Here is a 20,423-nt window from a genome sequence, read left to right on the forward strand (position 1 = left end):
GAACCGGTCACGCCCCTGCGCGACCGTTCGGCAGCGCGCTCTCGACACGCCGCCGAACGATGTTCACCTTTTCCGTGGAGCTGCACAACCCCCTTGACAGCCGCGGAGAACCCCAGTTCCGGGGCCACCGCGACTGGTCACGGCGCCTGGAAGAACTCCTTGGGGGTGGCCAGGAGGGCCTCGAGCTTGTGGAAGGACTGCGTCCAGCCGGCGATGTTCATGTCACGCATGACCTCCGGGAACGGACCCTGGGTGAGGGTGACGATCGTGCCGTCGCCGTCCTCGGCGAACTCGAGCGTGAGGGACAGCAGCGTGCCGTCCTCGACACCCGGGATGCCGTGCGCGGTCGAGGTGCCCACGATGATGCGGTTCTCCTCGATCTCCTGCAGGACGGAGGTGACCGGCGACGACCACTCCGGGTTGTCGTTGTTCACCATGGTCAGGTTCCAGGCCCCGCCGACCCGGGCGTCGACCTCGACGGTGGCGACGGGGACGTGGAAGCCGAGCGGTCCGAACCAGAGCGCGAGCAGCGCGGGGTCGACGAAGGCGCGGTAGACGTCGGTGACGGGGTACGCGAACCGGTGGGTGGTGTGGGCGGTGAACTGCTCGGTCATGACTGCTCCTGCGAGTCGGTGGTCACGGTGGGTGTGGCACTGGACGCGCGGACCACGCGGGTGTGGTCGCGCTGGGCGGCGAGCACTGCCTCCAGGCTGTCGAACCGACGGTCCCAGACGGGCTGCAACCCACCCAGCCACGTGCCGAGTTCGTCGACGGCCTCCGGCTGGAGACGGCACGTGCGCCACGTGCCGTGCCGTTCCCGGGTGATGAGACCCGCGCGTTCGAGGACACCGAGGTGCCTCGAGATCGCCGGGGCGCTGACGTCGAACGGCACGGAGAGGTCGGTGACGGTCGCCTCGCCCTTCCCGAGCCGTTCGACGATGCGGCGGCGAATGGGGTCGGCGAGCGCCGACAGGACGACGTCGATGCGGTCGGTCTCCATCGTCGCCTCCTTGGTGAACATTCCGGTTAATTAACCGATGGGTTCATCGATTCACCCCTGCGTCACCATGCGCAACCCCTCACCGGAAGCGCGACGGCGGCGCACCGAACGCTTTCGAGAACGCGGCGGTGAACGCCGCCGGGGTCGCGTAGCCGAGCCGGCCCGCCACGTCGGTCACGCTGGCACGTCGGAGTGCCGGGAGGCTCGACAACAGTCGAGCGCGCACGCGCCAGCCCGCCGGTCCCACGCCCGTCGCCGCGCGGAAGCGCCGGTCGAGGGTGCGTTCGGACACGGCCGCCGCCCGCGCCCAGTCGGCGTTCGTCACGTGCACGTCCGGTGCGGCGAGGTACGCCCGGCAGAGGTCGCGCAGCACCCCGACCGGCGGCAGCGAGACGGTGAGCGGGATCGGTGCGACGCGCTGGAGCTCGTGGAGGGCGAGCCGGATCAGCGCACCGTCCCGACCGGCCTCGTCGTAGGGGACCTCGAGGGCGTTCGCCGCGCGCAGGACCTCGCGGAGCAGCGCCCCGACCTCGACCACGGTGCAGGACGTCGGCCACCACGGCACCGCGTCCGGCTCGATGTACAGGCTCCACGTGGCGACGTCGAGCATCCGGACCTCGTGCGGGACGCCGGCGGGGATGAGCACGGCGCGGTCGGTCGGCACCGTCCAGGACCCCTCGTCCGTCTCGACGAGCATGACCCCGCTGGCCCCGTACAGCAGCTGCGCCCGGCGGTGGGCGTGGCGGGCGAGCAGGTGGTCCGGCGGGTAGTCGGTGCCGATCGGCAGGACGTCGACGGGCTCGTCGTCGAGGTCGGCCACGGACACGTTGCGCACGGCCCAAGGCTAGGTCTCGAAGGAAGTCGCCGCACATTCGATCGTGCGACTCGAGCGGTCGCGCTGGGATGGAAGCATGTCGTTCGTCGTGCTCGTCCTCGTCGGGGTCCTCGTCGGGATCACCACCGTGCTGTTCGGCTTCGGCGGCGGCTTCGTCACGGTGCCGATCGTCACCGTGGCGGACGCTGCCCTCGGTGGTGATGCCGTCCGGGTGGCGACCGCGACCTCGGCGCTCGTCATGCTCGTGAACGCCGCCGTCGCCACGGCGTCCGCCCGCCGGGGAACGCTCGGACCCCTGCGGGGCCGCACCGGCCTGTTCCTGCTGCTCGGCCTCGGCGGAGCCGTCGGTGTCGCGGCCGCCCGGTTCGCGCCGGACGCGCTGCTGCGTTGGGGCTTCGTCGCCTACCTCGCCGTGACGGTGGCGGACCTGCTGCTCCGTCCGGGGTTCCTCCGGCCGGCGGCGATCCGGGCGCAGCGAGGTGCACGCGGCGGGGTGCCGACTGCCCTCGGCCTCCCGATCGGTGCGGCGGCTGCGTTCCTCGGCGTGGGCGGCAGCGTGATGACCGTGCCGATGATGCGTCGTGCCGGCAGCTCCATGGCCGCTGCCGCTACCCTCGCCAACCCGCTCACCCTCGCGATCACGCTGCCCGCGGCAGCCGTGACGCTGCTCGTCCCGGCGACCGGACTGCACGGCGCGGACGCAACCGTCGGGCTCGTCGGCGCGGTGGACGTCCGGGCCGCGGCAGCGCTGCTCCTCGGCGCGATGCCCGCCATCGTCCTGCTCCGCCGACGTCCGCCGCGCCTGCCCGAGACCGTGCACGCCTGGGGGTACCTCGCGCTGCTCGTCGCCGCCGGTGTCGCCGTGGCTGCTGGCTGAGCCGCCCGACGGGGACAGGATGGAGGCATGCCGACGCCGAACCCCGCCTTCGTCCCGCCCACCGCACACACCACGCGCCCGGACATCCGCGGCACGTTCGGGACAGCAGCGTCGACGCACTGGATCGCGACGGCCACGGCGCAGTCGGTGCTCGAACGCGGCGGGAACGCGTTCGACGCGGCGACCGCGGGCGCGTTCGTCCTGCACGTCGTCGAACCGCACCTCAACGGTCCGGGTGGCGACCTCACCGCCGTGTTCGCCACCGCGACGAACCCGACGCCGACGATCCTGGTCGGGCAGGGTCCGGCGCCGGAGGGGGCGACACCGGACCACTACCGCGCCGAGGGACTCGACCTCGTCCCCGGGTCCGGTGCCCTCGCCGCCGCCGTCCCCGGCGCTGTCGACGCCTGGCTCCTGCTCCTCCGCGACCACGGCACGTGGGAACTCGCCGACGTGCTCGCACCGGCCATCGGCTACGCCCGTGACGGCCACCCCGTCGCCCCCGCCGTCGTCCGCACGATCACCGCCGTGCGGGGGCTCTTCGAGGAGCACTGGCCCACCTCCGCAGCGCGGTGGCTGCCGGGAGGCGCGGTGCCGGTCTCCGGGGACCTGGTGCGCAACGAGGTGCTCGCCTCCGTCCTCGAACGGCTCGTGACCGCCGGCGACGGTTCGGGGAGCCGTACCGCCCGCATCGACGCGGCACGCACGGAGTGGGCGGAGGGGTTCGTCGCCGAGGCCGTCGACCGTTTCGTCCGGCAGCCGCACCGGCACTCGTCGGGGACCGACCACGCGGGTGTGATCCGGGCGTCCGACCTCGCCGCGTTCCGGGCGTCGTACGAACCCGCCACGACGGCCGAGTTCCGCGGGTGCACGATCGCGAAGACCGGACCGTGGGGTCAGGGTCCGGCGCTCCTGCAGACCCTCCGGCTGCTCGAACCGCTCGACGACACCCTGCTCGATCCGTCCACCGAGGTCGGTGCCCACACGATCGTCGAGGCGCAGAAGCTCGCGCTCGCGGACCGCGAGGCGTTCTACGGCGACGGCGACGTCCCCCTCGACGTGCTGCTCTCGGACGCGTACACCGACGAACGCCGGGCGCTCATCGGCGACCGCGCCTCGGCCGAACTGCGCCCGGGAACGGTCGACGGCGTCGTGCACGCGATCCCGCCGGTCCGGACGCTGGCCGAGGCCGAGCGCGTCGGCACGGTCGCAGCGCAGGGCGTCGGCGAGCCGACCGTCCGGGTCACCGCAACGCCGGCCGCCCCGGTCACTCCGGTCGAGGACCGCGGGGAGCCCTTCGTCGCACCCGACGGAGAGACCCGCGGCGACACGGTCCACATCGATGTCGTGGACCGCTGGGGCAACATCATCAGTGCGACGCCGTCCGGCGGCTGGCTGCAGTCGTCCCCCACGATCCCGGAACTCGGGTTCTGCCTCGGCACCCGTTTGCAGATGACCTGGCTCGAGGAGGGCACCGCGTCGACCCTCCGTCCCGGCGAGCGGCCGCGCACGACGCTGACGCCCACGCTCGTGCTGCGCGACGGCGTTCCCGTCGCCGCCCTCGGGTCGCCCGGAGGCGATCAGCAGGACCAGTGGCAGCTGCTGTTCCTGCTGCGGTGGATCGTCGGCGGGTACTCCCCGCAGCAGGCGATCGACGCCCCGGCGATGCACACGACGTCGTTCCCGGGGTCGTTCTGGCCGCGCACGTGGGAGCCGGCGGGGCTCGTGGTCGAGGACCGGCTGGGCGACGAGGTCATCGCGGGGCTCGAGGCGCGCGGGCACGTCGTCACCCGGGCGGGCGACTGGTCCCTCGGCCGCATGTCGTGCGTGACACGGGACCCGGCGACCGGCGTCCTCGGTGCCGCGGCGAACTCACGCGGTGCGCAGGGCTACGCGGCGGGTCGCTGACGCCGACGGCGGGCTGCCCGGACCAGCCGGACGAGGTTGACGACGGGGTAGGCGAGCGCGAGCATCGCGACGACGGCCATGCCGAGCGCCCCCACCCAGGCCGGTGCGTCCTGCGCCAGCATCCGGACGATCTGCACGACGGCGTTCACACCGACCGCGGCGAGGACCAGCGACGCGACGGCCCGCCACACGAGCCCCAGACGCGTGACCGGTTCGCCGTCGGACGCGCCCGCACCGAACCCGGGGGCGTCGTACGGGATCCCCATCGTGATCTGACCGCCGTCGCCGTCGGCCGTGCGTGGACGGGCGACGGCCTCGCTGTGCTCCGGCGCCCGGTACGGCAACTTCGGCCGGTAGAGGTCCTGCGCCGTCTGCCGCCCCAGCTGGAAGTCCTGCGGATCCTGCACGGGTCACTCCCCACCCGGCGCGTCCCTCGCACCGTGCACTCACGATACCGAGGAGGCACCGCACCTGCATCTTCGCCGAGAACGGCTTGCGAGAACGAGCGTTCTCCGATTGACTCGGCTTCGGCGGTCCTGTCCGGGGCCGTACCCCACACGAAAGGAACGGCCATGCCCACGCGCACCGCACGCACTGCTTGGAACGGCGGCCTCGAGGACGGTTCCGGCCAGGTCGAACTCTCCAGCTCCAAGGTCGGCACCTACGGCGTCTCGTTCCCGAAGCGCGCCGCCGAGGACGCCGACGGCACCACCAGCCCCGAGGAGCTCATCGCCGCGGCGCACTCCGCCTGCTACGCCATGCAGTTCTCCGCGCTCCTCGGCGAGGCCGGCGGCACCGTCGAGGCGCTCGACGTCAAGGCCGACGTCTCGCTCGGTCCGGACAGCGCGGGCGGGTTCAAGCTCACCGGCATCGTCCTCACCGTCAACGGCGAGGTCTCCGGCATCGACGAGGCCACCTTCCTCAAGGCGGCCGACGACGCCAAGGCGACGTGCCCGGTCAGCAAGGCGCTGACCGGCGTCGACATCTCACTGAACGCGACGTTCGAGCAGTAGCCGCGTCGCGTCCGTGACGCGACCACCCGTCGGACTGGAGGCCCGGTGCACGCCCGCACCGGGCCTCCAGTCCGTCTCCTGGTCCCGTCCAGAACGCGACTGGCACGATGGCGGGATGGCCGAGCAGTCGTTCCCCGGTGCGCCCAGGCCGGGACGCCTGCCCCGGCCGCGCGTCCGGAACCTCGCGCAGCACGACATCCGGGACGCGCGGGCCCGGCTCCGCGGGACCCTCTACGAGCACGTCACGCCCGACACCCGCCCGCTCGAGCAGTACTCGCCCGTGCAGATCGTCGACTTCTGCCTCGACCTCGCCGAGGTGATGCTCGCCTCCGGCGCGGACACGCGGAGCGTCGAGACGGCCGTGGTCGCGGTGTCCACGAAGTGGAACCTCGCGCCGCTCGACCTCGACTTCTCCGGCAGCTCGGTGACGATCCAGTACGCGCCCGCGGACGCACCACCGCTCGTGAAGGTCCGCACCGTGCAGTCCGACGGCTCCGACCTCGACCGGCTGGCCCGCGCGAACCAGATCGTCGACGACCTCGTGCACGACGAACGGGACATGACCTCGGCGGTGAGCGCCCTCGTCGCGGTGCTCCGGCTGCCGCCGCGCTGGCCGAGGTGGATGGCCGACGTGGGGCTGTCGATCCTCGGCATCTCGATCTCGATGCAGGCGGGAGGCGGCTGGCGTGCCGGACTCGGCGCCTTCGTCCTCATGCTCGGGATCATCGTCTCCGGTCGGTGGCTGACCGGTCGGGGGTTCCCGCAGTTCTTCGTGTCCGGGGCGCAGGGGGCCGTCGCCTCCGCGATCGGGACGCTCGCGATCTGGGCCGGCGTGCTGCATCCCGGGCAGGCCGCGACGATGGTGGCCGCCCTCGTGGTGCTCCTGCTCCCGCACCCCTCGCTCGTCACCTGGGCCCAGGACGCGATCTCGGGATTCCGCGCCATGGCCGTCGCCCGGGCGTTCTACATCGGCCTCGTCATCGCGGCGATCGTGGTCGGGGTGCCGGCCGGCATCGCGGTGACGAAGTGGCTCAGCATCGAGGTCGACCCCTCGGGCATCGTCACGCAGACACTGCCGCTGTGGGCGTCCCTGCTGCTGACGGTCGTCTCAGCGGCGGCGAACTGCTTCGTGCAGCAGGCCAGCGCCCGCGTGATCCCGGTGGCGGTGGTGTTCTCCGTGGCCGCCGGCGCGGCGCTCCGGGGGCTCCGTGAGCTGGGCATCCCGCTGCTCGGCGCGACGTTCCTCGCCGCGGTGCTGCTCGGCGTCCTCGCCACGATCGCGGCGGCCCGGATGCGGACGGCCGTGGCGGCGATCTCGGTGCCGGCGTTCTGCGGTGCGCTCCTGCCCGGCGTCGCGGTCTCGAACGCGCTGCTCAACGTCATGTCCGGGTCGTCGAGCGCGGCGCTCGACTTCGTCGCAGCGGTGTCCGTCGCGCTGGCGATCGGGGCCGGGCTCGTGCTCGGCGGGCTCGTGGCGACGCCGGGAGCCCGGCGAGCGTTGCGCCGGTCGCGGCGGGTCGTGGTGCACTCGGTGCACAACGACACGACCGCGATCCGGGTCATCCGCGACTCGGGCTACGACCCGGGCAACGGGACGGTGCCGCGAGCGCCGCGACCCCGGTGAGCTGGACCGCGGCCGCGAGGTCTCGGTTCAGCCCGCGTCGGAGACGGCGCTGGACACGGCGGTGGGCGCGTCGTACTCACCGTCCGGGATCGCGCGGAGCGCGTCGAGGACGTCGCCGTCCGCACCCTCCCGCTCAGCGGTCGCCACGATGTCGTCCTTCGAGGCCGGGTAGTCGATGCCGCTCAGGTACTTCTGGACCTGGATCGGGTTCGCTGATGCCATGTCGGTTCCTTTCGTCGGGAACCCACCGACTACGCCGATCGTCCTCAGCGCCGATCCGGGATCGCGCTCAGCGGCCAGCCCGGTCAGATCTCCCAGCCGCCGTCGCTCCACGTGGAGTGACGCCGTGCGGCCTGCGGCTCGAACCGCTCCGTCCAGCCGCGCTCGAGGCGGGCGACGGCTCGGTCGAACGCCGGCACGAGGTCGAGGTCCGAGCGCAGCAGCGCCTGCAGCTGGAGTCCCTCGTAGAGCGCGATCAGCTGCTCCGCCCCACGGCGCGGGTCCATCGTGTGCGGAGCCCGGCCGACGGCGACGTCGTGCTCCAGGCCGCGCTTGATCTGCGCGTAGAAGAGCTGGTAGCGCGACCGGAGGTAGGACGCCATCGGGTGCTCCGGGTTGCCCGCGACGGAGAGCAGCGCGACGAGGAGTCGCACGAGCGCGCGGTCCTCGGCGTTCGACGCGACGACGGCGCGCAGCAGCTGGACGGTGGACCCGTCGCCGACCTCGCGCGTGACCTCGTCCATCCGGCCGCCGTTCCACCGGTCCACCGCGGCGAGCACGAGCCCGTCCCACGAGGGGAAGTGTTGCCGGAGCTCCTCGACGGAGAGACCGAGCCGCTCGGCCACCAGGCTCGGGCCGGCTTCGTGGAAGGGGACGTCGTGCAACAGGTCGACGGTGGCGCCCACGATCGTGATCCGCAGGTGCAGGGTCGCGGCCGCGGCGGCTGCCGCCTGCGTGTCCGCGCTGGTGTGTTCGAGCATCGTGCCCTCCGTCGGTCCCCGGACGTCCTGTCCGTGTCGCCCACTGGGGGGCTGCTCCATCCAAACGGAGATCGGGGGACACCAGCATCCCCGGTCCGGGTGTCGGCATGTCGGGGGACAACGCGCACACTCGCAGCACGATCGCGGCGATCCGTGTGACGATGCCCTGATGACCCCGAACGACCCCACCGCCCAGGGACTGGCGACCATGGCTTCAGCCGGCTTCGAGTTCGGCGGCGACGCCGAACAGGTCGCGCACGACGTCCGGACGATGTGGGAGCAGCTCGGTCGCCCGGTGGGCGCGTTCGACGCCGCGGCCCGTGCGATCGCTGCCCTGCCGCAGCGTCCCGAGGTGCCGGTCGCCGACCAGGCGCGGCGCCGCGAGTTCGAACGCGCCGTGGGGATCAACCCGGTCGAGGTCGAACTCGCGGCCGCGCTGTCAGCCCGCGAGCTGCTCGAGCGCATGGCCCGCACCTGCGGCGCATCCTGCTGAACCGCTGGCGAGCGTCCGAGCGCTACGGCGTCGGCATGCCCCCGTCGACGTGGAGCGTCTCGCCCACGACGAACGACGACTCGCCGCTCGCCAGGAAGACGTACGCTGGCGCGAGCTCGGCCGGCTGCCCCCAGCGACCGAGGTAGGTCTCCTCGCCGGCGGACGGCAGGGCCTCGGGCGGCTGACCACCCGCGGGCTGCAACGGCGTCCAGATCGGGCCCGGGGCGACGGCGTTGACGCGGATGCCCTTCGGCGCGAGTTGCGCCGCGAGCCCCTTCGCCAGGTTGTTCACGGTCGACTTCGTGGCCGCGTAGTGCACCAGGTGGGGTGACGGTGCGTACGCCTGGATCGAGGTCGTGTTGATGATCGCCGAACCGGGCCGGAGGTGCGGCACCGCGGCCTTGGTGATGCGGAAGGTCGCGTAGGCGTTCGTCTTGAACGTCTCGTCGAACTCCTCGTCCGAGATGTCCTCGATCGAGGAGATGTTCTGCTGCTTACCGGCGTTGTTCACGAGGATGTCGAGTCCGCCGAGCTGTTCCACGGCGTCCGCGACGAGTTGCTCGCAGAACGCGAGCGAGGTGATGTCGCCGGGGAGGGCGACCGCCTTGCGCCCGGCCGCCTCGATGAGCGCGACGACGCGGTCGGCGTCCTCCTGCTCCTCCGGGAGGTACGAGATGGCGACGTCGGCACCCTCGCGGGCGTAGGCGATCGCGACGGCGGCCCCGATCCCGGAGTCGCCGCCGGTGATGAGTGCCTTGCGGCCCTCGAGTCGACCCGAGCCGCGGTAGGTGTCCTCACCGTGGTCGGCGGGGACGTTCTCCGCCAACTCCTCGTCGGTTCCGGCACCCTCGAGGTACTGCTCGTCGGGCTTCTTGTCGGCGTACATCTTCGTCGGGTCCTGCATGGAGTACTGGTCCGTCATGGTGCCGACGGTACGCAGGTGGTCACCCCGCTCCGTCCAGGAGACCGTCCCCCGCCGTGCGCATCGGCTCCCGAGCACGTCGCGTCGGAAGGTCACGGTCCGGTGACGGCCAGGCTCCGATTCGGTAACACCCGTCGTCCACGGAGGATCGGCGTCGTACCGTCGAGTCGTGACCTTCCGGACCGTGCTGGCGTTGAGCGCTGCCGTGTTCGCCTTCTCGGGCGGCACGGTCGTCGTCGACGGCGTGTCCGGTGTCGGTGCCGCCCCGGCCGCCGCGGTCGAGGTCTCCCCGCACTCCGAACCCCGCGACGACGCCGCACGCGTGACGAACGCGAAGCTCAAGCGGGTCGACTCGATCGAGCTCGACGCCGAGTCGCTCGTCTTCCGCCGTGGTTCGAAGACCGTGGTCGAGGCATCGATGCGCGACTCACGGACGACGGTGAGTCTGCTCAACCGACTGCTCGGCACTCCGTCCCGCACCCAGACGGCCGAGGGCGACGGCGGGGCGTGCTTCCCGTCCGGCACGACCTACACCTGGGGCGGTGCCGTCCGTGTCGCGGCGCTGACGACCCCCGCACCGGCCGGCAACGCGGTGGAGATCCGCGTCCTCCGCGACGCCGTGCAGTCCCGCTTCGGCGACGACGTCGAGCTGACCGGCCCGGACGGCGTCCAGGTGGGCGACGACATCCACGACGCGATCGCCGACGCCCCGAAGTCCGAACGGGTGTCGTTCGGGTCCGACGACGCGAAGGCCTGGCAGCTCCTGCTCGAGGCCGGCTGGACGCCCGACGACGACCAGACGTCCGAGGACGCCTCGGACTCCGGCACGAACGGCGTCTCAGCGCTGACCGACGACACCACGGTCACGGTGCTCGGGTCGCCGATGCCCGTGCACGCCCAGCGCAGCTGCTGAGCGGCTTCAGCGCCGCCGCTGACACCGGGACTCAGATCCGCAGCGTCGCCACCACCGGGAAGTGGTCGCTCGCGAACCAGGTCTCCGGGCCGTCGTGGTCGATCACGACCCGGTCGACGCCGGTGATCCCCCGCGTGAACACCCAGTCGATGCGTTCGCCCGAGTCCACCGGCGGTTGCCAGTCGTTGAACGTCGCCGTCCGGTCGTCCTGATCGCCCCCGAGCAGCCACGCGTCCTGGAACCCCGCCGCCGCGAGCACCCGAGACGCTCCGCCCGCCCCGGCGGGTTCGTTGCAGTCCCCCGCGACGATCACCGGCCCGTCCGTGGTGCTCAACCGTTCGACGATGAGCGCCGCGCTCTTCGTCCGGACCTCGTCGCCGTGCGGCCCGACCTCGTGGTCGAGGTGCGTGGTCAGGAGCGTGAACGCCTCGCCCTCGGCGTCGAGGAACCGCACGTGGTTCGCGACGCGGGGGAACAGGCTCGCCCACGTGTTCGAGACGGGCTCGTCCGGCGTGTCCGAGAGCCAGAAGGTCCCGTCGTCGACGGGGCGGAGACGGCTGCGCCGGAAGAACACGGCGGCGTGCTCCCCTGCGGTGTCCCCTTCGCGTCCCTGACCGACGTCGCCGTGCTCGGGCAGACCGGCGCGGAGGTCGTCCATCTGGTGCGCGAAGGCCTCCTGCACACAGAGCAGGTCGGGGTCGTGTCGCCGGATCACGTCGAGCAGCACCGGCAGCCGGGCGGGCCAGTCGTGCGCGGGGTCCGGGTTCTTGATGTTGTACGTCATCAGGGTGATCGGACGCGCTGCGTTGCTCACCCGTCGAACCTACCCGCCGGCACCCTCAGCGCACCAAGGCCCGCCGCAGCGCGATGACCCCGTCCCGCGCGCGGGTCTTGGCCGTGCCGACGGGGACACCGAGCGACGTCGCGACCTCGGGTCCGCTCATGCCGACGAGGTGCCGGAGCACCACGGCCTCGCGCTGCCGGTCCGGCAGGGTCGCCACGGCACGACGGAGCTCGGCGCGGTCGAGGACGCTCTCGGCCCGTTCCGCACTGGAGTGGTCGACGAGGTCGAGGTCCCGCGCGCCGATCCGCAGGTCGCGGTCGCGGTCGGCCCGGCTCTTCCGGACGCGGTCGATCGCCCGGCGCTGTGCGATCGTCCTGATCCAGGCGATCGCCGAGTGTGCGGGGTCGAAGCGGTCCGCGATCTGCCAGATCTCGAGGAAGACGTCCTGCACGACCTCCTCGGCCTGCCACGCGTCGACGAGCTGGTGCCGGACGTAGCGCTCGACGAGCGGCCGGAACCGGGCGTGCAACCGGGTGAAGGCGGCGCGGTCCCCGGCGGCCACGGCGAGCAGGAGGGCACGTTCTTCGTCGCGCTTCGCGAGGAGTTCGTCGTTCATATTGCAAATTTCACATGACGAAAATGTACTTGCAAGTACACTCTGAGCATGCGCCCGGAACACGCCCCGAAAACCCTTCGACGCACCACCGCGAAAGGACTGGCGACCCGGAAGCGGATCGTCTCGACCGCGGCTGAACTCATGCTCACGCGCGGCATCGCCGGAACGACGCTCGACGACATCGGCGCTGCCGCCACGGTCGGGCGCTCGCAGATGTACCACTACTTCACCGACAAGCGCGAGCTCGTGCGGGACGTCGTCCGGCAGCAGACCGAGGCGATCATCGCGCACCAGGGACCGGACTACGACGATCTCACCACGTGGGAGGCCTGGCAGCGCTGGCGCGACCGCATGGTGGCGGACTCCGAGGCCGGCGGGTGCGTCGGCGGCTGCCCGCTCGGTTCACTGGGCACGGAGGTCGCCGAGCGGGACGTCGACGCGCGGGACCTCGTGGCCGCCGGTTTCGCCCGCTGGGAGCAGGGCTTCCGGGACGGCATCACCACGATGCGTGAGCGCGGTCTGCTCGGTCCGGACGCCGACCCGCACGCACTGGCCACGACCGTGATGGTCGCGCTGCAGGGCGGTCTGCTCCTGGCGCAGGTGCAGCGCGACGTGCGCCCGCTCGCGATCGGGCTCGACACCGCGATCGCCGCGATCCGCCGGTACGCGACCGGGCGAGGCGTCAGTTGATGCAGACGCCTTCCTTGCCGTAGCTCTTCACGTCGGTCGACGTCGGCTTCGGCTCGGACGAGGCGGACTTCGACGGCTTCGCGTCGGACGCCCCGGAACCGGACGACCCGGAACCGCTGGCAGGGGCGGACGTCTCGCTGCCGGCCGCCGCGACCGGGCTCACCGTCTTGCCGTCCGACCCGAGGACGAGCGTGACACCCGTGACCGCACTCGTACGCACCGCGACGGCCCCCGGCACCACGGCCGCGACGGCCTTCGCCTGTCCCTCCATACCCGCCGGGTACTGCACCTGCGTCGTCTTGGTCAGGTCGGACGAACCCGGGGCGCCCACCTGGAAGCCGCGCGCGGTGAGGACCGTCCCCGCTGCCCCCGCCGCTCCGGTCACACCGCTCCCGTTCAGTACGGTCACCGAGGTGTTCGCAGGCTGTGCACGCCCGGCCTTGGTGTACTGCTCGGGTTCGCCGACGAGTCCCTGCACGAACGCGGGCAGGCCGACGGTGTCGACCTGCACGATCGACAGCGCGGAGCCGTTCACGGTGATGGTGGGCGTGCCGAGCGTCGGGATCGTGGCCGACTGGATGTTGCCAGGACGCAGGTTCCGCATCTGCGTCGCGAGGGAGATCAGGTCGGTGTCGGTCTGGATGGAGCCGCCGACCGCCCCGAGGATGTTGCCCATCTTCACCGGGTTGAGGAGCGTGCCGGCCGACAGGACCTTGCGGGCCTCCTGCGAGAGGAAGTACTGCTGCCGCACGTTGCGGTCGAGGTCGCCGTTCGGCAGACCGTGCCGCTGCCGGACGAAGGACAGCGCCTGCTTGGCGTCGAGGGTCGACTTGCCCTTCGGGAGGTCCACGCCGGAGTACGGGTCGTTCACCGCGTTGTTGAGACAGACGTCGACGGGGCCGAGCTCCTTGACCACCTGGTAGAAGCCGAGCAGCGAGACACGCACGTAGTGGTCGATCGACAACCCGCTGAGGTTCTGGATCGTCTGGATGAGCAGCTTCGCACCGCCCTTGTCGCCGCCGCCGTTGAGCGTGCCGAAGTAGAAGGCGCTGTTGAGCTTGCCCTTGCCCACACCGGGGATGTCGACGTAGGAGTCGCGGGGGAACGAGATCATCGTCGCCTGCGTGCCGTCGGCGTTGATGTGCAGGACGATCATCGTGTCGGTGTTCGTGGCGCCGCCGTCCGAGGTGGTGCTGAGCTCGGCCATCTCCTCCGGCGTGGCGTTGTCCGGCCGGTGGTCGTCGCCGACGAGCAGGATGTTCTGCGCCTTGCCGTCGACGTCGTCCTTCTCGGAGGTGTGGCCGGTGATCGCGTCGATCCTCGTGACGCCGTTGGAGAGCCGTCCGTACGCGTACGCGGCGTAGCCGCCGCTCAGCAGCAGTGCCATCGTGAGCACGCCGGCGACCGCCGGGAAGACGATCCCGGCGCGTCGCTTCTGGCGGCCGTGGCGCGGCGGCGTGAAGCCGCGTCGGCCGCGGCCGGTCGTCTGCTCAAGGTCGTTGCTCACCCCGAAACCATAACGGCCATGCACGAAGTGGACATCAAACGGTCCTGGCAGGTCGCCGCGATTCCGACCAGGCCGGCAGCCGGCCCTTGTGGGTCTCGCGCGCCCGGAGCACCGTGACACCGGTGATGGCCGCTGATGCAAGCGGCGAGCATCACGGGCTTCCCGGCCGACCTTGTCGGACAGGAGTCCGAAGAACGGGACGAATGCGGCGATCACGACCTCCCCCTTGGCCTTGAGTGCGCGGAACTCCGGCACGTCCTCGAGCTCCGAGCGGAGGTGCAGGCCGACGAGGGCCGCCGCCGATGAACGCGGCGAACCCGAAGACGTCGATGAACCTCGTGGGCGCATGACGAACCCGGCGCCGAACACCGCGAAGTCGAACCACTCGACGAAGTGGCCCACGCCTGCCGCGACGATCACCTTCCGCATGCTCCGACGGCGAGCAGCTGCGGGACCGCGACATGGACTCGACGGCCCGAGGACCTCATCGAGGTGGCGAACCGGATCAGCGCCGGTCCGGGGGTGATCAGTGCCGCGGCTGCATGAACCCCGGGTTGCCGGACGCCGCGACCGTGAACCGGACGACGTCACTGCGGTAGCGGTCGTCGGAGAACTCGAACGGTCGCCCGTCCGCGTCGATCGAGGTCCTACGGACGCGGAGGATCGGCGACCCCTCGGCGACCTCCATGAGCTGGCTGTCCAGGGCGTCCGCGGCGATCGCGTCGATCTCGTGCGCCACGTCCGCGAACCGGTGCCCCCGCGTGGCGAGGAACTCCGTGATGGACTCCTGGTCGATCTGCGCGAACTCGAAGAGCAGACGACCGACCGACTCGACGAAGGTCGAGCGCTCGAGCATCGCCGGGCGGCCGTCGAGCGTCCGGAGCCGCACGACATCGACCACCCGCTCGCCCGACTCGATGCCGAGCGCAGCGGCCTGGTGCTCGTCGGCGCGTCGGACCGCCAGTTCCTCGGTCCGGGCGCCGGGCGTCCGGTGGAAGGAACGCGCCCACGTGGTGAACGGCGTGTACACGTCCGCACGCTGCTGCACCTGCCGGGTCCGCACCCGCGAGGGGCGTCCGCGCGTCGACTCGATGAGCCCCTCGGCCCGGAGCTCGGCGAGCGCGTTGCGGATCGGTCCGCGCGACGTGTTCCACCGCACGGCGAGTTCCCCCTCGGTCGGGACGTCGTCTCCGGGCGCGAGCTCGCCGTCGAGGATCTGCGTGCGCAGGGCATCCGCGATCTGCTTGTACACGAAGTCGGCCACCTGTCGATACTACGGGTGGCCATCACCGAGCCTTGGTCGTCAACACCGTAGTCAAACGACGGAGTTGTATGACGATCAGGTGAACGAGCGATGTCGGTACGGTAGATGTATACCTATCTTGCTCCAGCATGTGCAATCGTCGGGGACATGTCCAAACCGTCCCACTACGACGTCGCGATCGTCGGCGCCGGCATCGTCGGGCTGGCCCACGCCTGGGAGGCCCACCGCCGCGGACTCCGCACCGTCGTCGTCGACGCCGCTGCCGGCGTGCACGGCGCCTCCGTCCGCAACTTCGGCCACGCCTGCATCACTCCGCAGACCGGTGCCGCCGCAGTCTTCGCGGCCGAGGCCCGGACGCGCTGGCTCGACCTCGCCGTCCGGGCCGGGTTCACCGCCCGCGAGACCGGCACGGTGGTCGTCGCCCGACGTGCCGAGGAGCTCGCCGTGCTCGAGGAGCACAACGAGCGGCACAGCGAGCAGCTCAGCGGACCACACGGTGCGACCCGACTCCTGACCGCCGCCGAGACCACCGACCGTGTCCCGGTCGCGCCGGGGGCGGTCGTCGGTGGGGCCTTCCTCCCCGCGGACCTGCAGGTGGACCCGCGGACCGCTGTCCCCGCGATCGCCCGCCACCTCGCGGAGCAGGGAGTGGACTTCCGGTGGCGGACCGCGGCGACCGGAGCGACCTCGGGCACGCTCGGGACCACCCGTGGAGACATCGCGGCGCACACGATCGTCGTCGCGACGAACCACGACCTCGACCGGCTCTTCCCGGCGGTCGCCGAGCGCGTGCACCTGGTCCGGTGCCGCCTGCACATGCTCCGCGCGACGCCGGTGCTCCGCGCCCCGCTCACCGTCCCGCTGCTCACCGGCTGGTCGATGCTCCGCTACTCCGGGTTCGCCGAGCAGCCGAGCGCCGCGGCCCTGCGTGACCGACTCGCGACCGAGCTGCCGGAGGGCATCGAACTCGACCTCAACCAGATGGTGACGCAGCACGTCGACGGGTCGCTCATCCTCGGCGACACCCACGAGCGCGGCGTCGACGCGGTGCCGTTCGAGTCCGAGCGCGGCTTCGACCTCGTGATCCGCGAGACGAAGCGGCTGTTCGGCGTCCGGGACGTCCCGGTCGTCGAACGCTGGCAGGGCGTGTACGCGTCCTCGCCGGACCGCGAGTTCGTCATCGAGCAGCCCGAGCCCGGCGTCCACGTCGTCACCGTCGCGAGCGGGATCGGCATGACGACCGGCCTCGGTATCGCCCCCTCCACCTTCGACGGCACGGCAGCCGACATCGCCACCGGCCGCATCCCCACCGAGACCGCACAGGAGAACCGATGAACACCGCCACCCCCACGGCCGCGATCGACGGCCAGCCGATCACCCTCGTCGTCCTCGACATGGCCGGCACCACCATCACCGACGACGGGCTCGTCGAGCGTGCCTTCCGCTCCGCCGATGCCGCGGTCGGACTCGCCGACGACGACGCGGCCCGCGAGGACATGCTCCAGTACGTCCGCGACACCATGGGCTACTCGAAGATCGTGGTGTTCCGACACCTCGCGCACGGTGACGAGGCCCTCGCCCAGCGCGCGAACGCCGCCTTCGAGGCCGCGTACCGCGACATCCTCTCGGAGGGGGCTGCCAAGGCGATCCCCGGTGCTGCGGAGGCGATCGGGATCCTCCGCAGCGCCGGCATCTCGACCGCGTTCACGACGGGCTTCTCGGCCGAGACGCAGGCCGCCCTCCTCGCCTCGCTCGGCTGGGAGGACGCCGTCGACGTCGTCCTGACCCCGGCCGACGCCGGCCGCGGTCGCCCGTTCCCGGACATGCCGCTCGTCGCGCTCATCCGCACGGAGACCGAGTCGGTCCGGAACGTGGTCGTCGTCGGCGACACCGCGAACGACGTGCTCTCGGGTGTCCGTGCCGGTGCGGCCGCCTCGGTCGGCGTCCTCACGGGGGCGCACGACGAGCGCGCACTGCGCGACGCCGGGGCCACTCACGTGCTCGCGTCGATCGCGGACCTCCCCGCCCTGCTCGGACTGCCCGTCCCCGTCCTGGAGGCATCGTGAGCGCCCGCAGCGCAGCGCCCGTCACCGACGTGGATGCGCCCGGCATCGAGTTCCGGGACGTCACCGTCTGCGGGGACGACGGCCGCGTCATCCTCGACTCCCTGTCCATGGCGGTGCCGCGCGGGGAGATCGTCGCGCTCCTCGGGCCGTCCGGCGCGGGCAAGACGACGGCGCTCCGGGCCGTCGCGGGGTTCCAGACGCCCGCTGCCGGACAGGTGCTCCTCGGCGGCAGGGACGTCACCCGGGTCGCTCCCCGTGACCGCGGCATCGGCATGGTCGTGCAGAGCTACGCCCTGTTCCCGCACATGTCCGTCGGGCAGAACGTCGCGTACGGCCTCCGGTCCCGGGGTGTGCGCCGACGGGACTGCGCCGGCCGGGTCCGCGACGCCCTGGCGATGGTCGGCATGGAGCCGTTCGCCGACCGACGCCCCTCGACGCTCTCCGGCGGGCAGCAGCAGCGCGTGGCCATCGCCCGGGCGCTCGCGCCCCGCCCCGAGGTGCTCCTGCTCGACGAACCGCTCTCGGCGCTCGACGCGCAGCTGCGCTCCGGGATGCTCGCCGAACTCGCCCGCTTGCACCGGGAGCTCCCGGACGTCACGATGCTGTACGTCACGCACGGGCAGGACGAGGCGCTCGCGCTCGCCGACCGGATCGCCGTGATGGCGGACGCGCGACTCGTCGAGTACGGCGGGTCCGAGTCCCTCTACCGGGACCCGGAGTACGCGTTCACGGCCGGCTTCCTCGGGGCCGCGAACCTGCTCGACGGCGATGCGGTCGACGCCGGGACGGTCCGGGTGGCGGGGGCGGACGCGTCGGTCCGCACGGTCGAGCGGCTCGACGCCGGCGACGCCGTCCGCCTCGCGGTGCGCCCGCACCGGGTCCGTCTGCTCGACGGCACCGACCGAGCCACGAACGAGCTCGTCGTCACCGTCACCGACGTGCAGTGGCGCGGTGCGACCCACCATGTCACCGGCACCATCGGGGCGCAGTCGTTCTCGGCCGAACTCCTCGAGCTCGCGCTCCCACCGACCGTCGGCTCCTCCGTGCGCCTCGGGTTCGAACCCCAGGACGTCGTCGTCGTCCGTGACGGCCGGCACCTGGATGACGGGCGCGACCGCACCGCCACGGTGAGCGCCCCGACGGAGCCGCGCCGTGCCTCCCGGAAGACCACCGCGGCGGTGGCCCGGTGACCGCCGCGACCCTCGCCCGCCCGACCCGCTCCCGCGCAGCCGCGCCGGCCGCGCTCGGCGGGGTCGTCGCGGCGCTCGTGCCGCTCGGTGTGCTCCTCGCACTCGGCGTGTACCCGCTCGTGCTGCTGCTCTCGAACGCGGTGCACGACGACCTCGGCACGTTCGACCTCGCACGCTGGGGCGAGCTGTTCACGAACCCGGTGTTCCTCGACGTCATCTGGACCACGGTGCGGATCGGCGTCACCACGACCGTCGGCTGCGTCGTCCTCGGCACGTTCCTCGCGCTCGTCATCGCCTTCGTGCCGTTCCCCGGCACGGGGTTCGTGGTGGGTGCACTCAACGTCGCGGTGTCCTTCCCGTCCTTCCTCATCACGCTCGCCCTGGTGTTCGTCTGGGGCGACGTCGGGTTCGTGAACGGTGCCCTCGCTGCGATCGGTGTCGGTCCCGTGCACCTGCTCGACGGGCAGTGGGGCGTGGTCCTCGCCGAGATCGTGTACTTCACACCGTTCGTGCTGCGCCCGGTGCTCGGCGCGCTCGAGGGTGTCGACCGTCGACAGCTCGAGGTCGCCGAGTCGCTCGGTGCCGGCTCATGGCGGATCGTCCGCACGGTCGTGCTCCCCGAGGTGCTGCCGGCGATCGCAGCGGGCGGGGCGCTCGTGCTCATGTACTCGCTCAACGAGTTCGGCATCGTGCTCTTCACCGGGGCGAAGGACGTGCAGACCCTGCCGACCCTGGTCTACGGGCAGGCCATCGGGCGCGGCGACTACCAGACCGCGGCGATCGCGGCGGTGGTGAACGTCGCCGTCTCGATCGGGCTGTACCTGCTCGCTCGGCGGGTGCTCCGCGGCTCCGCCGCTGCCCGGTCCCCGCGCCGACGGTCGGGGGTGCGCTGATGCTCGTCCGCAACGTCGCCCTCCGACGCACCGTGCAAGCGGTCGCGATCGCCGTGCTCCTCGTCCTCTTCGCCCTGCCGTTCGTCGCCGTGCTGCTCGGCTCGGTCGCCTCGTCGTGGTCCGGCCCGGTCCCGTCGGGACTGACACTCGGCAACTTCCTCGCGGTGGCGGGCGAGTCCGGCACACTCGGAGCCGCCGGGGCCTCTCTCGTGACGGCTGCCGTCGCCACGGTGGTCGCGATCGTCCTCGCCACCTCGGCCGCGCTCGGCGCCCGGAGCGCACCGCGGCTCCGGACCGTCGTCGACGCCGCGTTCCTGTTGCCCGTCGCCGTCCCCTCGGTGGCGATCGGCCTCGCGATCCTCATCGCGTTCTCGTCCGGACCGGTCCCACTGAACGGCACCGTGTGGATCGTGCTCGTCGCCCACGTCGTGCTCGTCAGCGCGATCGCGCACCAGCCGATCTCCGCCGCGGTCGCCCGGCTCGACCGACGGTACGAGGAGTCCGCCGCCGCGCTCGGGGCCTCGCCTGCCCGGATCCTGCTCACGGTCGTCCTGCCGCAGCTCCGTCCCGCGCTCATCGCCGCCGCCGCACTGTGCACGGCGCTGTCGATGGGCGAGCTCACCGCGGTGATGATGGTCGCCCCGCCGACCTGGCGCACGCTGCCGCTCGAGGTCTTCTCGATGACCAGTCGCGGCATCCACCTGTACGAGGGCGCGGCGCTCGCCGTCGTGCTCATGGGCATCACGCTCGTGGCACTGCTCGGGCTCGGACGGCTCGCTCGCCCTCGCTGACCCCATCTGCCCCACCGTCGACACCGTCCGCACCGACCACCGCACCGATCCCAGGGA

The 20,423-nt window shown here is 72.1% G+C and carries 23 protein-coding genes; 12 read left to right on the top strand and 11 right to left on the bottom strand.

All coding sequences use genetic code 11. The features are described 5' to 3' along the window. Window positions 1-137: 137 nt before the first annotated feature. From HP507_RS14045 to HP507_RS14055, 3 genes are all read right to left on the bottom strand, one after another. Window positions 138-614, bottom strand: a complete 477-nt coding sequence (locus tag HP507_RS14045; protein WP_175352413.1) for an SRPBCC family protein — start codon at window positions 612-614, stop codon at window positions 138-140. Then, window positions 611-1,000, bottom strand: coding sequence for an ArsR/SmtB family transcription factor (locus HP507_RS14050; RefSeq protein WP_175352414.1), 390 nt, complete (start codon window positions 998-1,000; stop codon window positions 611-613). The genes HP507_RS14045 and HP507_RS14050 overlap by 4 nt, the downstream gene beginning before the upstream one ends. A 79-nt stretch (window positions 1,001-1,079) precedes the next feature. Then, window positions 1,080-1,835, bottom strand: coding sequence for an AraC family transcriptional regulator (locus HP507_RS14055; RefSeq protein WP_175352415.1), 756 nt, complete (start codon window positions 1,833-1,835; stop codon window positions 1,080-1,082). A 76-nt stretch (window positions 1,836-1,911) separates the two neighbouring features. Between HP507_RS14055 and HP507_RS14060 the strand changes: the two genes are divergently transcribed. Together HP507_RS14060 and HP507_RS14065 are read left to right on the top strand one after the other, a co-directional pair. Then, a complete protein-coding gene (locus HP507_RS14060) occupies window positions 1,912-2,712 on the top strand; it encodes a sulfite exporter TauE/SafE family protein (RefSeq protein ID WP_175352416.1) in 801 nt (266 codons plus the stop codon). Window positions 2,713-2,739: 27 nt separating this feature from the next. Continuing rightward, on the top strand, window positions 2,740-4,620 hold the full coding sequence (locus tag HP507_RS14065) for a gamma-glutamyltransferase family protein (RefSeq protein ID WP_175352417.1): 1,881 nt from the start codon (window positions 2,740-2,742) through the stop codon (window positions 4,618-4,620). On the opposite strand, the gene HP507_RS14070 is transcribed toward HP507_RS14065, so the two are convergent. Next, entirely contained in the window at window positions 4,602-5,027 is a 426-nt protein-coding gene (locus tag HP507_RS14070) for a hypothetical protein (RefSeq protein ID WP_175352418.1), read from the bottom strand. The genes HP507_RS14065 and HP507_RS14070 overlap by 19 nt on opposite strands. Window positions 5,028-5,192: 165 nt before the next feature. Between HP507_RS14070 and HP507_RS14075 the strand changes: the two genes are divergently transcribed. Beyond that, on the top strand, window positions 5,193-5,633 hold the full coding sequence (locus tag HP507_RS14075) for an OsmC family peroxiredoxin (RefSeq protein WP_175352419.1): 441 nt from the start codon (window positions 5,193-5,195) through the stop codon (window positions 5,631-5,633). A 115-nt stretch (window positions 5,634-5,748) separates the two neighbouring features. Beyond that, window positions 5,749-7,257, top strand: a complete 1,509-nt coding sequence (locus HP507_RS14080; protein ID WP_175352420.1) for a threonine/serine exporter family protein — start codon at window positions 5,749-5,751, stop codon at window positions 7,255-7,257. A gap of 27 nt (window positions 7,258-7,284) precedes the next feature. Here HP507_RS14080 and HP507_RS14085 read toward each other — a convergent pair whose 3' ends face one another. Beyond that, window positions 7,285-7,479 (bottom strand): DUF2795 domain-containing protein, encoded by a 195-nt coding sequence (locus HP507_RS14085; RefSeq protein ID WP_175352421.1) that lies wholly within the window; start codon window positions 7,477-7,479, stop codon window positions 7,285-7,287. 83 nt (window positions 7,480-7,562) lie between these two features. Continuing rightward, window positions 7,563-8,237: a TetR/AcrR family transcriptional regulator gene (locus HP507_RS14090; protein ID WP_175352422.1), complete on the bottom strand. Its 675-nt coding sequence runs from the start codon at window positions 8,235-8,237 to the stop codon at window positions 7,563-7,565. A 169-nt stretch (window positions 8,238-8,406) separates the two neighbouring features. On the opposite strand from HP507_RS14090, the gene HP507_RS14095 reads away from it, so the two are divergent. Further along, window positions 8,407-8,730 (top strand): hypothetical protein, encoded by a 324-nt coding sequence (locus HP507_RS14095; RefSeq protein ID WP_175352423.1) that lies wholly within the window; start codon window positions 8,407-8,409, stop codon window positions 8,728-8,730. 22 nt (window positions 8,731-8,752) lie between these two features. Here the strand turns inward: HP507_RS14095 and HP507_RS14100 are convergent, their stop codons facing one another. Further along, entirely contained in the window at window positions 8,753-9,652 is a 900-nt protein-coding gene (locus HP507_RS14100; RefSeq protein WP_175352424.1) for an SDR family oxidoreductase, read from the bottom strand. A gap of 169 nt (window positions 9,653-9,821) precedes the next feature. Between HP507_RS14100 and HP507_RS14105 the strand changes: the two genes are divergently transcribed. After that, the gene (locus HP507_RS14105; protein WP_175352425.1) at window positions 9,822-10,565 is read left to right on the top strand and encodes a hypothetical protein; all 744 of its coding nucleotides are present in this window, start codon (window positions 9,822-9,824) and stop codon (window positions 10,563-10,565) included. Between the two features lie 31 nt (window positions 10,566-10,596). On the opposite strand, the gene HP507_RS14110 is transcribed toward HP507_RS14105, so the two are convergent. Beyond that, window positions 10,597-11,379 (bottom strand): endonuclease/exonuclease/phosphatase family protein, encoded by a 783-nt coding sequence (locus HP507_RS14110; RefSeq protein ID WP_175352426.1) that lies wholly within the window; start codon window positions 11,377-11,379, stop codon window positions 10,597-10,599. 25 nt (window positions 11,380-11,404) lie between these two features. After that, complete coding sequence (locus HP507_RS14115) at window positions 11,405-11,965, bottom strand: sigma-70 family RNA polymerase sigma factor (protein WP_175352427.1); 561 nt, start codon at window positions 11,963-11,965, stop codon at window positions 11,405-11,407. A gap of 48 nt (window positions 11,966-12,013) precedes the next feature. Here HP507_RS14115 and HP507_RS14120 point away from each other — a divergent pair, with 48 nt between their 5' ends. Further along, window positions 12,014-12,655: a TetR/AcrR family transcriptional regulator gene (locus tag HP507_RS14120; RefSeq protein WP_175352428.1), complete on the top strand. Its 642-nt coding sequence runs from the start codon at window positions 12,014-12,016 to the stop codon at window positions 12,653-12,655. On the opposite strand, the gene HP507_RS14125 is transcribed toward HP507_RS14120, so the two are convergent. Together HP507_RS14125 and HP507_RS14130 are read right to left on the bottom strand one after the other, a co-directional pair. Further along, entirely contained in the window at window positions 12,648-14,162 is a 1,515-nt protein-coding gene (locus tag HP507_RS14125) for an LCP family protein (protein ID WP_175352429.1), read from the bottom strand. The genes HP507_RS14120 and HP507_RS14125 overlap by 8 nt on opposite strands. 526 nt (window positions 14,163-14,688) lie before the next feature. Further along, window positions 14,689-15,426, bottom strand: coding sequence for a GntR family transcriptional regulator (locus HP507_RS14130; protein ID WP_271207340.1), 738 nt, complete (start codon window positions 15,424-15,426; stop codon window positions 14,689-14,691). A gap of 147 nt (window positions 15,427-15,573) precedes the next feature. On the opposite strand from HP507_RS14130, the gene HP507_RS14135 reads away from it, so the two are divergent. Genes HP507_RS14135 through HP507_RS14155 form a run of 5 tightly spaced genes read left to right on the top strand, consistent with a single transcriptional unit; the run spans window position 15,574 to window position 20,366 of the window. After that, window positions 15,574-16,761, top strand: a complete 1,188-nt coding sequence (locus HP507_RS14135) for a TIGR03364 family FAD-dependent oxidoreductase (RefSeq protein ID WP_175352430.1) — start codon at window positions 15,574-15,576, stop codon at window positions 16,759-16,761. Next, window positions 16,758-17,492 carry a phosphonatase-like hydrolase gene (locus tag HP507_RS14140; RefSeq protein WP_175352431.1) on the top strand — a complete coding sequence of 245 codons (735 nt, stop codon included), beginning with the start codon at window positions 16,758-16,760 and terminating at the stop codon, window positions 17,490-17,492. The genes HP507_RS14135 and HP507_RS14140 overlap by 4 nt, the downstream gene beginning before the upstream one ends. Beyond that, window positions 17,489-18,682, top strand: a complete 1,194-nt coding sequence (locus HP507_RS14145) for an ABC transporter ATP-binding protein (RefSeq protein WP_217508804.1) — start codon at window positions 17,489-17,491, stop codon at window positions 18,680-18,682. The genes HP507_RS14140 and HP507_RS14145 overlap by 4 nt, the downstream gene beginning before the upstream one ends. Beyond that, window positions 18,679-19,575, top strand: coding sequence for a 2-aminoethylphosphonate ABC transporter permease subunit (locus tag HP507_RS14150; RefSeq protein ID WP_175352432.1), 897 nt, complete (start codon window positions 18,679-18,681; stop codon window positions 19,573-19,575). Before HP507_RS14145 ends, HP507_RS14150 begins: the two co-directional genes overlap by 4 nt. Next, the gene (locus HP507_RS14155) at window positions 19,575-20,366 is read left to right on the top strand and encodes an ABC transporter permease (protein ID WP_175352433.1); all 792 of its coding nucleotides are present in this window, start codon (window positions 19,575-19,577) and stop codon (window positions 20,364-20,366) included. The genes HP507_RS14150 and HP507_RS14155 overlap by 1 nt, the downstream gene beginning before the upstream one ends. The last annotated feature ends 57 nt before the right edge of the window (window positions 20,367-20,423 follow it).

This window comes from Curtobacterium pusillum (assembly GCF_013359865.1).
GTDB classification, from domain to species: Bacteria; Actinomycetota; Actinomycetes; order Actinomycetales; family Microbacteriaceae; genus Curtobacterium; species Curtobacterium pusillum.